Origin of the sequence: Arthrobacter sp. AG367 (assembly GCF_007828995.1) — a bacterium.
In the GTDB taxonomy this organism is placed as follows: domain Bacteria; phylum Actinomycetota; class Actinomycetes; order Actinomycetales; family Micrococcaceae; genus Arthrobacter.
The window spans coordinates 59,395-74,767 of record NZ_VIVE01000012.1 but is presented as its reverse complement, the minus strand read 5'-3'; the positions used below and the strand labels follow the sequence as shown (position 1 = coordinate 74,767).

Here is a 15,373-nt window from a genome sequence, read left to right as displayed (position 1 = left end):
ACACACCCTCGCTGCCAGCGGATACGAAGCCTTCGGCAAAGTCACCTTCAACCGCCAAGACGAAGCCCGCCACGTCCTCCCCATCGTCTAACCCGCGATGCTGTAGTAGGAAGGCAGCCCAAGACTCCCATATCGGCCCGGAACTAAAGGTTGATGTATTGCCGCAAGCTGCACGATTTCGCCGAGGCCCAGCGGATGCGGTGATGTGCCTTCGCAGCAGGAGAAGGCACATCACCATGCCGGCCGAACTGAAGGGATGGCGCGGAATCGGTGGCTACCAGCCATAACCAATCCCCGTCCGAAGTGGGCATTCAGTACTTTCCACACGTGCCCTTGCACGGGCTCCAGCATTGAGAACAAACACAACTTAATCCCACATCGATTGATCAACGGCCTGCCCGAGGTTTCACATATCGAAGTAACGCAGAAAGAAAAGAACAAATGAGAGTATCGACGGAGACCGGTTCAGGTCTGGTTGCCGCGGGTCCACAGTCCGCCAAAACAACGGGATTGACGGAGTGGCAGAATCACGCCGTAGCAAGGTCAGCCGGCCACGTGATAGTCGACACACTAGCCGCGCACGGCATCAAACGAGCGCACGTGGTTCCAGGTGAGAGTTTTCTTGATGTTCTCGATGGGCTTTACCAGTCACCGATTGAGACAATCGTTTGTCGCCATGAGGGCGGAGCGACCTATATGGCCGAAGCCGACGGGAAAATGAACCAGCTTCCTGGCATTGCCATGGTCACTCGAGGGCCCGGTGCGGCTAACGCGCACGTCGGTTTGCACACTGCTTGGCAGGATTCCACTCCCTTGGTCTTGTTCGTTGGGTTGATCCCCTTTGCGCACCGAGACCGTGAAGCCTTCCAGGAATTCGACATCAAGGCCTGGTTCGACAGCGGCGCGAAACGCGTCATGGTTCTGGACCACGCCGAACGCGCCTCCGAGATCGTCGCCGAAGCCCTGTTCGCGGCGATGAGCGGGCGGCCCGGACCAGTCATCGTTGGCTTGCCCGAGGACGTTATCCGCCAACAGATCTCCGTGGAACTTCACCCGCCCATCCCGGTAGCCACAGGCGGCATGACAACGGTTGATGCAGAGGCACTCAGCGCAGCACTGGCCGCCTCCAGCAAGCCACTCTTCGTAACGGGTGGAAATGACTGGACGCAGGAAGCTGCCGACCAGCTCACTCACTGGCTGGAGAAACACCATATTCCGGCGGCGGCTGAGTGGCGCACCGAAGGCACCGTGCCGTTCGACTCGCCTTCCTACGTGGGCCCTATCGGGTACGGCCGCCCGCGCCCCACGTACGACCTTCTCGAAGAAACCGACCTGCTGGTCTTTGTCGGCACCGTGCCCGGAGATGTCATCACAGACGGGTTCCTCTGCCGTCAGGACTGGAACAAGAAAAACTTCCTCGTCACCATCGACCCCTCTCTCCGTGGCCGCTCGGGCCCGGTCTCCTATCAGATCGTCGCCAAGCCGGACGTCTTCGTCCGAGACCTCGCCAAGATTAAACTTCCAGTCAAGGATGAATGGAAGGCCTGGACGGCGCGAATGCGCGGCGAGCAAGAATCCTTCGCCGCCCTGCCTTCGGCGACCCCAACATCGGGCCAGGCCCGGATGGACACGCTGATGGCCAACCTTGTGCCCACCCTGCCTGATGACGCCATAGTCACCCTCGGAGCCGGCGAACACACCAACTGGGCGCACCGTTACTTTCCCACGCGGCGCTACGCGTCCATGATTAGCGCGCGCAACGGCTCCATGGGTTACTCCGTCCCTTCCGCCATCGCAGCATCCTTGCAATACCCCGGCAGACGCATCGTCACCATCGCCGGCGACGGCGAATTCCTCATGAATGGGCAGGAGCTCGCCACAGCGGCCCAGTACGGTGCTACTCCATTGGTCATTGTGATGGACAACCAGGAATACGGAACAATCCGCAGCCACCAAGAGAAGCACTACCCAGGGCGGATATCCGGTACCCAGCTGAAGAACCCGGATTTCGCTCTCATGGCCCAAGCGTTCGGCGGATTCGGCATTCGAGTCGAACACGACCACGACGTACCCGCCGCCGTCGAAGCAGCCCTCACGGCCATCGATAACAACAAAGTCTTTGCGCTCATTCACCTTGTGGTAGAACCAAGAGTAAAAGCCTACTAAGCGCCGCCACCAGCTGCATTACCGATCTCCTCCCGTTGCTCGCAGAGCGCCGAATTATCCTGTTCCGGCCCCAGATCTGTCCCATCGTCAATCAGAAGCCCGAACGGGTCTCACTGCACCCCATCGCGGCTATCTGTGACATCTTCTCCTGCGGCACCGAAGACCTCATCGCCGTCACCGGCGGCCGACCTTAAGGCACCCAAGACAGGAGTCGCCACCCCAGGCGTGGACCTCAACCGCATCGCCCGCCCGCGATGGGCCCGCAATCTCGACTATTACCACTGAACATTTGGAAGGCCCACCCCGCGCAACACCAACGGCGGCCGGGCCCGCACAACTGGAATCATCCGGTACACCCGCTGCCGCAAGATCAGGGCAGGCTGGCCGGAAGCAAGTTGTGCGGTCCCTGCTTGCCCGCGGCGACCCGCAGCTAGGGCACCTGACCCGACGGCAGGCAGAACCGACTGCTTCCGTTCCCCCGAGCAGGATGAGGGATAACGGCGTGAATTCTTGCGCCGGCACCCCCTCCATAACTTCCACTGCGTCCGCTGTGCGCTTCAGAACGACCTCACCGCGTTGCTGCTCACGAATCCGGCTAATCCGCCGACCGCCTTGGCGATGTCCGCTGCCGAGTGAATCGACTGGAGCATCATCACCTGGAAACGCTCCGGCCAAAGTCCAGACGCTCCTGGCTTACATCTCAGGGCGGCCAGACTCCCCTAACCCACGACGGCCTCGACAGTCACCGCGAAACGACAGGACGGGATGCTGACCATCTTCAAGCCCGACCCGTCCATGGCCGCCTCTCCAACCAGGACGCCAAGGACCCCGGCCTTCACCGAATCGAAGCCTGGATCGACAACAGGCTCAGTCCGCTGCTCGTCGAAGTCGCCAGACCCGTCGAGGATTTCGCCAAATGGCACCACCTCCGGCGCATCCGCGCGTGGCAACACGGGACAAATCGGTCCAAAGCCCGGTGCACGAAGCCAAACAGGAGATCACCGAAACTCTTGTGTTTTTCTACTGGCTTTGGCCGATCCTCACCGCACGGCCGTCGGACTTTCATTGTCTTCGCGAAAAAGACCCGTCAGAAAATGCGTGTCAAAATCGGGTACTGCGCCGTTAATGTCGGCTTACCGCACCGCGAGGGCGGGTGGAGTTCCGACCTTACTCGTCGCGTCCGTACACGTGGTAGAAGGGTGCGATGGGGTCTGATAGAGCGGACTTCTCGCTCAGTACGTGCCATCGCCGGTTGTGGTACACCAGTGGTACGGGGTCAGTTTCCTCGACGACATCCCGAGACTTTGTCTCGATCGCTTCGACGACGATCACGGTCGACCCGTTCACGTCGAGGCGTTGCGTCACTTTTCCCCGCAGCCAGTTAGCTCCGGGATAGTACGGTTCGCCTGTGGGAAGACGTCCCCACTCGACGTCATCCCCGAATCGCTCCGCGCCGCTGCGCGCGCCGAGCTTCGCCAGCGCGATCTGGTCTGCTGCCATCAGATGGACCACCACCGTCTCGGCGCGGCGGAACACAGGTGTACTCGACGAGATCGCCGATGCCGAGAACATGATCGTGGGCGGATCTATTGATACCGAGGCTACCGAACTGACAGTCATTGCGACGGGCCCGTCACCAGCATCGGCGGTGATAACTGCCACACCGGCCGGATGCGCACGAAAGGCGTAGCGGAAGTCGTCGGCGGCGACGCGCGAATCTTGGGGTTGCTTCATAATCTCTGTTCCAATGGTCGGAGCTCTTGGGCCACGTTCTACACGATGGGTAATACGAAGCGCGCGTCCTCTTCGCGACTGCACAGCACCTTGCCAAACGCCTCGTAACCGCTTGCCGTGAGCGTATGGCCGTGACGCGCAGCGGTTGCCTGATCGCGCCAGATTCGCTGCAGCGCTGAAGTTTCGGCGAATCCGGCCGAACCGTGAGCGGTGATCAGGTCATTAATCGTGTTGGTGATCGTCTCCACGATCCAGCCGGCCTTGGCCCGCATCTCAATGCGCTCCGCGTAAGGCGCGTAGTATCCGCGGGCCGTGGCCTCAAAGATCTCGTCAGCCACCTGCGCTGCCAGCGCCTCGGCAGCATCGAGCTGGACCGAGGCTTTCGCGACCGCAGCCTGGAAGAGGGCAGAGTCCGCCTGCTTCTCATAACCGGTGTACGCGATCGCCTTCGTCTCAGCCTTCGCGATCACGAAGTCGAGCGCGGCGCGACCCATACCGAGGTGAGGTCCGATCAGCTTCATGAAGAGCGAGGGCACGAAGACCGTCTTGTACGATGCCTCATGATGGTCGCTGAGATAGCCGCCGTCGACTGCGGCGGTGAGCGGGAACACGCGGTGCGAAGGCACGAACACATCCTCCGCGACCTGCATGACACTGGCAGTGGACTTCATACCCGCGACGAACCAGTTGTCCTCATAGCTCAGGTCTGCCGTGGGGATGAGCGCAAGACCGGCGTCGACCACCTCACCCTTATCGTTCTTGATGGGGATGCCAAGCAGCGACCAGGTTGCGTTCATGCTGCCCGTGCCGTACCCCCACTTGCCTGTCACTCGGTAGCCGCCCTCGGTCTGAACAGCATCAGACGTCGTGGCCAGAACGATTGAGATGAACGAGTCAAGTCCACCTTCGGTGCCCCACACATCCTCCTGCGCCTGCTCGTCCATGAGGCTGAGCACCCACGCACCCGAGTCGAGGATGCCGTCGACCCACGCAAGGCTGCCGTCGCCGCGCCCAATGGCGCGCGAAACCGCGTGCGCCTCCCGCGTGTTAGCGGCGAGGCCACCGAACTTCGTGGGCACCGAGATGCTGAAAGCTCCAGTCGCCGCGACTGCACGGAAGGCCTCTTCCGGGAGTCGCCTGTTCTGGTCGGCTTCTCGACCCCCGGCGACGAGCATCGGGCGAAGCCCATCGATCTTCTCGACGATCGCCGCGATCTCAGGACGGATTGCTGCGCCTGCCATGTGACACTCCTTTGGTTCACCACTGAAGCCCGGGATTGCTCAACAGAATTGCATGCGTTCGGGTGCTTGTCAATGAACACTGAACACTTGCTCACTGCGTGCCCAGCGCCTTCTAGCCGGTCAGAGCCGTCTCACCTGCTTCGATGCGTCCCGCGTTCAGTTGAAGTGTACGAACTCCACCGTGACAAGTGACGCTGACGAGACGGTCAGAGCGTTTTTCGTGTCACGCGGCATAGGGCACACCCCAACCTGACGTCAAACACGTCTGACCCCGGAGAACTTGGCCTGCGGGCGGCGCTCCGGCTTGTTCTGATAGGCCTGCCCTATCTCAAAATCCGATAGCTTCACCATCTGCCCAATACGAATTCATTAGGTACAGGTTCTTTAGGCTTTTGGGCACTTCTCGAACTACGCCCACCCTGGTTTTGGTTCCCTTGGAGTGTCAGGGTGGGATCTGAGAACATCATGAGCCGCTGTCAATGAAACGGAATATTCGCACTACTCTGACGCCAGTACGAGGCGGCAGGAGCGCCGCCCCGGCCTATGGTCGTCTCAGGGTCACCTTGATCCTGGAGTCCGCACCTACAGGGAACTTGGAAACGATCCCACCCACATGAAGGGCTTTCAGGATTGTCCGGTGCCCCGGCGTATCGGCAAGCCGGGTCACGGAGTGGCCCTTATCGGCAATGCGGGAGTAAGGATTGCCGAGCTTGCGGAGTAGTTCTTGCAGTTGATCAAGTGCGAGTCGATCGATGGCATCTGCCACTAGTCTGACCACGGTGGACGTGCCTACGCCGCCGCTGAGAACGAGCTCGATTCCCGATGCCGTCAATATAAGACGCTGCCGAAGGGCCTCCCGAGCAACGGCCTCGTAGGCGTTCCTTGGCACCTTGGGAAAGGTTCGCAGCTTACTAACGACTAGCCGCCGAAGGTCTTCCCCGACGTTCTCGCTGAGCAAGAGCGGAGCGATATGTTCGGGGGCCAACGTTTCTGGCGACAGTAATTCGGGGTAGTGGCTCGACTTACTTATCGCGTATTCCAGGGTAGGCCAGTCAGGCATCAGCCTGTGCTGGAATGCCTCAGCGTCGTCAGCTATGAGTCCCGCTTCGATCAGGTTTCCAATGAAGTTGCCGGGGTCGGGCGCAATGGACGCGGTCGGCAGCTCACCAGTTTCCAATGATCTGGCCAGCTCGAGGCGGTGGTCGGGATTTGGCAGAGCTTTTGACGCGTTCAATATAGAGAGGGCAAGCTTTGTTTTTTCCTCACCTTCGGCGCCGTCGGTCTCCAGAATTACTGGTACAGCTTCCAGGGACTTGGCGAGATAGGCGTCTACGTGCCCTTGCCACTCAACGTAGGACGCGACGTTCCGATAGCTCATAGTAGTTCGCCGGCCTTCGACAAGTGCGGGCCAAGCACCGTTCGGCACGTCCTCAAGATCGTCGACTCGACAATCCGGGTGTGCGTTGGAGACGACGAAGGCGTAGTCATCTTCCCGCCATTCGGAGGTTTCGTTCAGTATGGCTATGAAGGTGTCCGGATCCTCCACCGTGTAGGTGGTCGTAGGCGAGGCTGCATGGGCAGACTTGTAGTCCTCGACGTTCGCGATGGCATGGAGGTAAATGGTCTTGCCAAGTTTCCTTAACCGGTCCAAGGCGATGTTGTCCGTCTTGCTGATGCGTTCTAGGTTTTCCGCTGTCACCTTGTAAGCGGTGGTCTTGGCCAGTTCGACGCAGGCGGCGTCAGAAAGAGCACTTACACTGCCCAGTCGAGCACCGATTGCAACGATGAAGGAGACTGCCTGTCTAGGGCTTGTCTTGCTTACGCCGTCGACGAGGGCTGGGAACTGCATGTAAGCGGATTCCACGAACGTCTGTAGTTGCTGCGAGTTGTCGTACTTGGTGTTGGCCCGCCGCGCTCCGGCTGCTGCGTCAATCGTTGTCGCCTTTTCAGCTGTATCGAGGACGGGGTGTGCGGCAAGGCGGGTGAAGATCGTGAGCATGAAGGGGGCCAGTTGTGCGGCGAACTGTGCTTTGTACGTCCCTGCGCTCAGATAGTGATCGATGAACTTGCTTTCGGTCTCACCTCCAGAGGCCAGGTTTCTGGCCAAGGTGGCTGCGTCCTTTGGGCGCTGAACAAGTAGATGGTCTAGCACCGAGATGTTGAACATGCTCCGCTCATTGAGGACCGATGGCCCTTGGTCCCGGATGATCGCTTCGACGTCTTCACTGTCCAGAGGGTAGTCGGCGTCCGCCACTCCGCGGTCTACGCATCGCAGAACGTAGGTCATGGCGTCTGGCCGGATCAACTGCCCGTAGAACGAGGAAACGTGGAGGGTGAAGTACGGGGTGATGTAACCTCCGATCACAAGGTCCAGCGCGAGTCGCGAGGGTAATAGCACTTCGGCTATGCCACGGAAACTAAGCGGCGCGCCCCCTTCGACGGCAGAGTGACGGAACTCGGGGCGTTCGATGAGCTGCTTCCACGTGTGACGGCGAAGGAATCCAGCATTCAGCTGTCCCTGCTCAATTGTTTTCTGATCAGAATCGACAGCGGAGGCGGAGAAGGGTTCTACGTCGATGTCCTGACCGATCAGCGCCTTCACCGTGTCGGAGGACAGGATCATTGAGGCGGCGTGATTGTAGTAATCCCTAACAGTGAGCGAGAGTGTGGATTCGCCGGCCGCGAGCTTCTTCCAAAATGCAGGCTTCGAAGCACCCGCCTTGTCCACAACCTGGTTGTCGACCGTAATTGTCCCGTTTACCAAGCTGGAACCCCTGGCTTTGGCCAGACTGTCGATGACGTCCAGTAGTCGTGTTGCTAAGAACGTCGCCCGTTCCTCTGCTCCTTGTTGGGTTTGGACACGAACGCGCAGCTTCTCATTGTTGTTTCGAATGCTCTGCAGGTTATGGGTCACGAGCGCACGCCACGAGTCATACAGCTTGTCGAGGGAAGATGCGCCGAGCCGTATGGCTTCGAAGTCAGCCATGTGGGCGTTCTTGAAGAGGATCATGGCGAACAATCGATCCTCGTCAAGCTCTGGTACGGGGTTCTCAACTTTGAGGAGCCGGTGTTCGAAGACTTCGTATTCATTGACGATGTTGTGAATGAGCCGCATGTCTGCGACGTGGCGGGCGGCAAGATCGATCACGTCTTTTGAGATGCTGTGACCCCGAGTTGTCAGGAGGTCATGCATGAGATCTCGGGCGTTCTTGTGGGTAATGAAGGGGACGACCGGGACGACGAGCTCGAAGAATTTTGTACGATTAGCTCTCTTCAGTTCGGCGCGCGCTTCGTCCGTGACGTCACGGGTTTCGCGGCCAAGCCTCTCGAAGACGCTGTCTTTGACGGCATAGATGAAGCGTATGTTCCTTCCGCCCAACTGCTTTGCCGAGTTCAGCAGGCTGTTGAGGGCGCGGAGGGCCTCGAAAATTCTGGGGTCGTTGAACCGGTCAAGATCCTCGATAATCAGGATGTCGCACGCTTTGTTAGTTTCAAAGAAGTAGATGATCTCGTCGAGATACTCGTCAAAGTAGCTCGAGGAGCGTGGCGGCAACGTGATCGTCGCTGGGCCAGCGCTTACCTTCTCAACGCCTAGCCTGCCGTGAATGAACAACCTCACGACGAGCATGGCTATTGCAACAAGCAGCGGAATGGCCAGATAAATCCCTAGGGTCCGCAGCCAGCCTGGGAGCGGTTCCACGGCCCGACCAACATCAGGTAGGGCTGAAATATCGAGGCCAACGGCAATCAAGGCAACAAGACCGAGGACACCTGCTAGAAGGGCCCATGCTATCTCACGCCACCAGCGAAACCGCGTAATGCGCCGAAAGCGAGACTCCGGGGCAGCTGCTGGTCGCTGTTGATACAGAAGCTGCTTGACGATTTCTTTCTGAATGCGGTTTGTGGTGGTATTCGCAGCGGGATTGGTCTCGGTGCCGGTCTGTGGGGGGTTATCCGGCTCTACACCAAGTGTCAGCAGAGACACTTCCAGAACTCGGTCGCCGAGTTGTCGGCTGAACTCTCCCAAGATGCTGCTCTTTCCGGTGCCATATGTTCCGGAGAGGGCGATGTTTCGCACGGTGGGTTGCTTTTCAACGGCATGACGAAGAACCGAGACGTATGCACCGTGCTGCTGTTCGTTGTATTCGGGGGCCAGAGGGTGCAACCTAGGAACTTCAGCGTTCATACCACCCGGTGCCGCCATCTTCCCCGTGCCGATGCGTAAGCGACCCCAGGGGGAAAGACTTGCCAGCCTGCCAAGAAACATGGATCTACTCTGCTTTCCTGCGTCGCCTGGTGCGACGCCTCAGAACGGGGACACGGAGTCGCGTTGCAGCCCTCAGCATGAGTCCCAAGGGATTGCTTCTGACTCGTCCCTCACTTTGGTTGGCGGTTGATGAAAGCGGCCATTCCGGGAACGGTAAAGGCAATGACGCCATGTTCCGGCGCATAGACGAGCCCCTTGGCTATCAGGTTTGCGCGGATCGGTCCGAAGCTGGCAGGTCCTCGTCCCAGCCGCGACGCTACTTCTCCCGAAGAGCTCCCGTTGTCGCCGTCTTCTGCCATGGCTCGGAGGTAATTCTGCTCGGCCCTGGTTGCGCGGTCCCAGCGGGCCCGGAAGAAGCCAGTGTCCAATGCTGCCCGGCCGTTTGCAGCACCTACCCGGGCATCGTCATACGTAATAGACTTTCCAGCGGCGGCGTTCCAGGTGTCCTGCCCGAACTGCTGCAGGAAGTAGGGATAGCCGGCACTCTCGTCCACGATGAGGGCGATCGCAGATCTATCCCATTCGACACCATCTTCAGCTGCGGGTTTAGTGAGGGCTTCGGAAGCCACTTTTCCCCGGAGCTGCTCGATCTTTTCGTAGTTGAATCGTTCTGCGTAGGATTTCGCTTCCGCGAGGACTCGGGGCAGGCTGGGCAAACCAGCGAATGCGAACAGTACCCGCCATTCATCTTGGGCAGCTGCGTGGGCTATTGCGCAGAGGGCCACGACTTCATCGTGATGAAGATCCTGGGCTTCATCAACAAGTATGGCTAGACCGACGTTCTCTTCATCAGCAGCCAGCGCAAGGTCCTGGATGAGCTTTTTGAGGTCCGTTTCAAGGACACCCGTGTCCGCTCCCCCGCCCGAGGAGCCATCCAAATCCAATCCGAAATTCCATGTTCCGCTTTGGTCGTAGGAGGCTTTGAAACTAACGGCAGTTTTTAGGGCCTTGATGAGCCTTCTGCCGGCGGAGGGACGTGCGAGATCGGCTAGTGGGCCGTGTAGGGCTTCTCCCAGTGCTTCACGCAGTGATTTCCCGGCGCCGGCTTCGACCTGCGCGACTAGCCAATCCCTCTGAGCGGCCGAGCGCCGGAAGTCTGAAAGGAGTACTGTCTTCCCGACGCCCCTCAGGCCGTAGAGAACGAACGGCTGTGCCGATCTGCCCGCTTCCACCCGTTCAAGGGCTACCTGCCAGTCGCGCCGTGGCTGGTCACGTCCTACCAGGGCGGCAGGTTTCCTTCCCGCACCGGGCGAGTAGGGGTTTGCTACGGGATCCACGCATCACACCTTTACAGAAGTCTACTTATTTCTAGCATCGTATAGTAGAACAATAGACCTTCATAGACCTTGATAGATCTCGGTAGAACCGCCCCGCGGGGATGCTCTCTTCAGAGGGTCTCGCCCGACTGGACCTGCACATGCAAAGCCGCGGCGAACGTCGGACAGGTCTTTCATGGCCCTGCGGATGGAGCCCCTGTTTCCAAGTAGATTGCTCGTTGCTCGTGTGGGCGCCATGCGTCTGCTGTCATGCCGGCTTACACCTCAGTCTGACGTTATGGCCTCCTCACCAGGGAAGATTGGCCTGTCTGCGGAGTTCTGGCCTTATTCCCGAAACCTATCAAGCCGCAAGAGATGACATCTCCGGCGCGTACGTCAAGCGATCTCCACCGGGACCCTATTCTGCGGATTAATCCGGCGGTTCTCCGGCCACCGCACCTCGGTTTCCTGACCCTCCATTGTCAGGCATGGATCCGAGAACATCTTTGACCCACTGTCAGTAAAACGGAATTCGCTCTATTTTGACGCCTTGATGCAGCGGCCTCTTTTGTCGTGTATTTGACCTCATCCAAGCTACCCGTCTGCGGGTTGCTGCTCCCTACTAAAGGAGTGCCTCGGTGAGGGCGGCAAGGCCCTGCCGGTCAGCTCGCTGTTCATCAATTCGCTTCCTCCTGTCCCGTTTCCCGTTCCCGTGCCCCGTCTACCGCTGCTTGCTAAATGGTGGCGTGGGCGACGACGCGAATGTCGTGAGGCTGCGGATGAGTATGTGTGACAGTGCGTCGAACACATCATCGCCGCAGTCTTTGAGCATTGGCGCGTCGGACCATTCCTCGAGTGTTCCGAATTGGAACGGAAGGTCGATGCAGTGGCCGCTGAGCTGGCCCTCGACGGCCCCTTTGTACGTGAACTCCTCGATCTGTGCCGTCAGGTCGGCCGCTTTGTAGGCGTTTACCATGGCGGTGGGAGTGGCTTTGTACTGGATCCACGACGATGCGGCGACGACTTTTTCGTACGGTGATTTGTCTTGGAAGGTTCGTTGGTTGACGAGGTCCCCAGGAAGAGTGCCCGCTGGCAGTTTGTCCAGCCATTGCTGCACCTGTGCGCTATCGGCGTTCCGGAGTGCTGGCACGTTGTGGAAAAAGGAACCTGTTTCTTCCGCTGTGTAGCGGGCGTATATGGCTTTTGCATTGCAGCGTTTGGCCGATGTGTCTGGGTTGAGGAGGTCGGCGGGAACGTTGTCCGCCACGTGTGGCAGGTAGCCTGCGGGTGCGTAGCCGAAGGGTGCCGGCGGAAGAACGCCCTTGAGTGCCTGCTCCCCCGCTTCAAGAAGCTGCGGTACCGGTGCTGTCTCGAGTCTCTGCGGAGCCAGAATCCGGTTGGCAGCGGTGTGGAGGCAGGATTGGAGTGCTGCTGGGCGGGGGGTGCGGGTGCCCATGCTCCATAGGGCTATCTTGTCGAACAGGCCCCGGGCTTCGGGAAGCACGTTCAGGAGATGGACGTACCATCCACCCGCTGATTGCCCAGCCAGGGTGACCCGGTCCGGGTTTCCGCCAAACCTGCCGATATTGTCCTGGACCCAGGTCAAGGCGGTGATCAGGTCCTGAACGGGCCGGTTCTGTGTTGGTCGGCCGTTTTCGGAAGGGGCTGTGAGATGGGCGAGGGGGCCAAGCCTGTAGTTCACTGTCACGACGACAAGGCCGCCGGCTGCGAGGTGCCGTCCGTCGTACCATTGGAGGGACCCGCCGCCGCTCGTCCAGGCTCCGCCGTGGAGGAAGACCAGCACAGGCAACCGGTCGGCGCCGTCGGGCGCCCACACATTCAGGAAGAAGGCTTCTTCTGACTGCGGATTGATGGCGTCAGCGCATCCGAGCACTGCTTCAAGCCCGCTTCCCTGCGACGGGAAAATCGGCACGTCGGTTAGGTGTCCGACGTCGAGCTGCTCCTCATCGTGGACGGGCGCCGGTGGCGAAAAGCGCCGCCCGCCGGTCAAGGATGCGTATCGGATGCCGTAAAACGCCGCGACTTTCCTGGGCACGGGTCCTCGGGAAGCGGTCCTGTCGTACCCCTCGGTTATCAAAAACTTCATCGTTGTGTAGTGCTTCCGTCCGTTGAACTGCGGGAGTTACCGTTTCTGGGCGGCGTCATTTTGTGAGGTCGCGGGTCAGGGTTTCCTTGGAGAGCCATAGGAACACGCCGCTGATTGCTGAGATGGCGCCGGTCAGGAGGAGCACCGGCATGATGGATCGGTCCGAGGCGGCGTACAGTGACGCCACGATCGTCGGGGTGAAACCTGCCCCGACCAGGCTGGCGAGCTGGTAGCCCACGGAAGCGCCGGTGTAGCGGCTTCCTGTTGGGAACTGCTCCGAAATGAAGGCGCCCATCGGACCATAGATGGCGTTCTGGCCGATGCAGAAGACAACAAATGCCAAGGCGGTGAACATGATGCCACCGGCTTTGAGGAGTTCGAACATCGGGTAGATCAAAACGATCGAGGCAATGCAGCCGAAGATCATCACGGGGCGACGGCCCACACGGTCGGAAAGCCTTGCGTAGGCGAGGATCAGCACAATCGCCGCAATCTGACCGATGGTGAACCCGAACAGCACATCTTCCCTCTTGGAGCCCTGGTCAACCGCGTAAGACAGGCCGAACGTGGTGATCGTCGATTGCAGGGCGAAGCTTGCGACACAGGCCAGGGCCACCACGAGGATTGTTCGGGGCGACCGCACAATTGCCACGATGGGCGCAGCCGTCTTGCCCTTGTCTTCCTGGCTGGCTGCGGCAATGAACAGCGGGCTTTCAGAGACTTTCAGCCGGATGTAGAGACCAAGGGCGAGCATGAGGGCTGAAAGCAGGAACGGGACGCGCCATCCCCAGGACATGAAATCAGCCTCAGACAAGGTTGCGGAGAACAAGCCCATGATCAATGTGCCGATGATGCCGCCGGCAGGAGCCCCCGCGTTGACGAAGGCTGCCATGTACCCGCGCTTCTTCGGGTCAGCGTGTTCGAGCGCCATCAGCGTGGCACCACCCCACTCGCCGCCCAGGGCAACACCCTGCATCAGGCGCAGCACGACGAGAATCACTGCACCCCATGGTCCAATCGATGATTCCGGAGGCACCAGTCCGACAAGGCAGGAAGCTGCGCCCATGATGGACAAGGACCAGAGCAGCATGCTCTTGCGTCCGATGCGGTCGCCGAAGTGCCCAAAGATGATGCCGCCGACCGGGCGGGCGAGGTAGCCCGCGGCGAAGGTTCCCAGGGAAGCAACTGTCGCGACCGTGGGTGGCAGGTTGGAGAAGAACACCGGGCCGAAAACCAGCGCAGCGGCAACTCCGTAGAGCAGGAAGTCGTAGAACTCCAGAACGCTTCCCAGAAAGCTTGACTGCACGACACGGCGCGCCTCGCGCTGCCGTTCAGTGTTCGATAGGTTCAGTGAGCTGTCAATAGACGTCATCGTCTCTCCTAAATGGTGAGGGTGGGTAGCGGGCAGTGCTGAAGTGGATGGTCGTATCGCCTCCCGATGGCCCGCCCGGGGTGGAGCAATGACTCAATTTTTCCCTGCCCTCTCATAACTGTCTAATGACATTTAGACGCGTAGGACATAACCAGCAGGAATACCGGACCGGCGAGTAGCGCGATTCTTCATCGCGTTGGACTTCGCTCCCGTGGCGTCGTATAACCTGTAGGAATGGACAGAAGAGCACTCGAATGCTTCAACACCGTGGCGCGTCTCGGGTCCGTGAGCGCCGCCGCTACAGCCATGTCACTCACCCAGCCGGCCGTGTCCAAGCAGATCAGCCGCTTGGAAGCCGAACTGGCCGTACGCCTGTTTCACCGGACTCCTGCCGGGATGATGACCACCGCTGCTGGGCAGGTCCTGCTCGAACTGGGCGAGGATGTTCTTTCCCGCTTTGAACGCGCAGAAGGAATCATCAGGTCACGGTTCCGGGGAAAACCCTCGTTTCGCGTAGCATGCCCTCATTCCACAGCCGACATCCTCGCATCCTTCATCGCCGAAACGGACGCACCGATTGTTGACCTGGAAATCCTGCCGGCCAGCGAAGTAGACGGGGTGCTCGATCGCGAAGTCGACATGGCCATGAGCTCACTCACCCCTCCAAGCCACAGGTCCCAGCTGGCCGTAGCAACCGTGCCCGTACTGGTGCAAGGACGGCCCCGTCCAGACACTCCTTTCGCCACAGCCACCCAGGTGGACCTAGAAACCCTCAAAGACGAATGGGTCATCGTTGCTCGAAGCGGAGTGCAAATAGCAGTGACCGAGGCAATGATCCGCTTCGACTCCCCCTTGATGATCAGGGAAGCTTCCACAGGAACCGTTGCCCAAGCTTTGGCGGCGAACCAGCACGGGTACGCCCTCGTCACCGAGCCTGCCCGATTCGGCCTCCACAGCGTTCCCGCTTACGCCGAGGACAGACCACTGGAAATCGTCCTCCACACCTCCTGGGATGCGAGCCACTACGCAACAGACCAACTCCGGCGACTGGCACGAGACCTACGCCAATGGATGCGAGACGACTGGGAGTGGAGACAACGCACCCCTGATTAGAACGAAACCAGAGTGGCTGCGGGACGCGTCCTTGCCTACGCCACGGAAGCTACGGACAAGGACGGGTACACCCCAACCTGACGTCAGCCAGGCGTATGAGCTACGTCAGGTTGAAGT

At 59.8% G+C, this 15,373-nt stretch carries 10 protein-coding genes; 3 read left to right on the top strand and 7 right to left on the bottom strand.

The features are described from left to right. Positions 1-510: 510 nt before the first annotated feature. On the top strand, positions 511-2,166 hold the full coding sequence (locus FB478_RS19980) for a thiamine pyrophosphate-dependent enzyme (protein ID WP_261377476.1): 1,656 nt from the start codon (positions 511-513) through the stop codon (positions 2,164-2,166). Between the two features lie 35 nt (positions 2,167-2,201). After that, the gene (locus tag FB478_RS21440) at positions 2,202-2,360 is read left to right on the top strand and encodes a helix-turn-helix transcriptional regulator (RefSeq protein ID WP_261377475.1); all 159 of its coding nucleotides are present in this window, start codon (positions 2,202-2,204) and stop codon (positions 2,358-2,360) included. 525 nt (positions 2,361-2,885) lie between these two features. Here the strand turns inward: FB478_RS21440 and FB478_RS19970 are convergent. From FB478_RS19970 to FB478_RS19940, 7 genes are all read right to left on the bottom strand, one after another. Continuing rightward, on the bottom strand, positions 2,886-3,119 hold the full coding sequence (locus tag FB478_RS19970; protein ID WP_144601419.1) for a hypothetical protein: 234 nt from the start codon (positions 3,117-3,119) through the stop codon (positions 2,886-2,888). Between the two features lie 214 nt (positions 3,120-3,333). Then, entirely contained in the window at positions 3,334-3,900 is a 567-nt protein-coding gene (locus FB478_RS19965; protein ID WP_144601418.1) for a flavin reductase family protein, read from the bottom strand. Between the two features lie 38 nt (positions 3,901-3,938). Beyond that, complete coding sequence (locus FB478_RS19960; RefSeq protein WP_144601417.1) at positions 3,939-5,141, bottom strand: acyl-CoA dehydrogenase family protein; 1,203 nt, start codon at positions 5,139-5,141, stop codon at positions 3,939-3,941. Between the two features lie 541 nt (positions 5,142-5,682). Continuing rightward, the gene (locus FB478_RS19955; RefSeq protein ID WP_144601416.1) at positions 5,683-9,408 is read right to left on the bottom strand and encodes a hypothetical protein; all 3,726 of its coding nucleotides are present in this window, start codon (positions 9,406-9,408) and stop codon (positions 5,683-5,685) included. Positions 9,409-9,518: 110 nt separating this feature from the next. Next, on the bottom strand, positions 9,519-10,685 hold the full coding sequence (locus tag FB478_RS19950) for an ATP-binding protein (RefSeq protein WP_144601415.1): 1,167 nt from the start codon (positions 10,683-10,685) through the stop codon (positions 9,519-9,521). Positions 10,686-11,385: 700 nt separating this feature from the next. Next, positions 11,386-12,771 (bottom strand): carboxylesterase family protein, encoded by a 1,386-nt coding sequence (locus FB478_RS19945; protein ID WP_144601414.1) that lies wholly within the window; start codon positions 12,769-12,771, stop codon positions 11,386-11,388. 55 nt (positions 12,772-12,826) lie between these two features. Further along, the gene (locus FB478_RS19940) at positions 12,827-14,143 is read right to left on the bottom strand and encodes an MFS transporter (protein WP_144601413.1); all 1,317 of its coding nucleotides are present in this window, start codon (positions 14,141-14,143) and stop codon (positions 12,827-12,829) included. Positions 14,144-14,377: 234 nt separating this feature from the next. On the opposite strand from FB478_RS19940, the gene FB478_RS19935 reads away from it, so the two are divergent. Continuing rightward, positions 14,378-15,256 (top strand): LysR family transcriptional regulator, encoded by an 879-nt coding sequence (locus FB478_RS19935; protein ID WP_144601412.1) that lies wholly within the window; start codon positions 14,378-14,380, stop codon positions 15,254-15,256. The last annotated feature ends 117 nt before the right edge of the window (positions 15,257-15,373 follow it).

Coding starts and splice junctions, on each gene's coding strand:
- FB478_RS19965 (WP_144601418.1), bottom strand. CDS start 3,900: ATGAAGCAACCCCAAGATTCGCGCGTCGCCGCCGACGACTTCCGCTAC.
- FB478_RS19960 (WP_144601417.1), bottom strand. CDS start 5,141: ATGGCAGGCGCAGCAATCCGTCCTGAGATCGCGGCGATCGTCGAGAAG.
- FB478_RS19955 (WP_144601416.1), bottom strand. CDS start 9,408: ATGTTTCTTGGCAGGCTGGCAAGTCTTTCCCCCTGGGGTCGCTTACGC.
- FB478_RS19945 (WP_144601414.1), bottom strand. CDS start 12,771: ATGAAGTTTTTGATAACCGAGGGGTACGACAGGACCGCTTCCCGAGGA.
- FB478_RS19940 (WP_144601413.1), bottom strand. CDS start 14,143: ATGACGTCTATTGACAGCTCACTGAACCTATCGAACACTGAACGGCAG.
- FB478_RS19935 (WP_144601412.1), top strand. CDS start 14,378: ATGGACAGAAGAGCACTCGAATGCTTCAACACCGTGGCGCGTCTCGGG.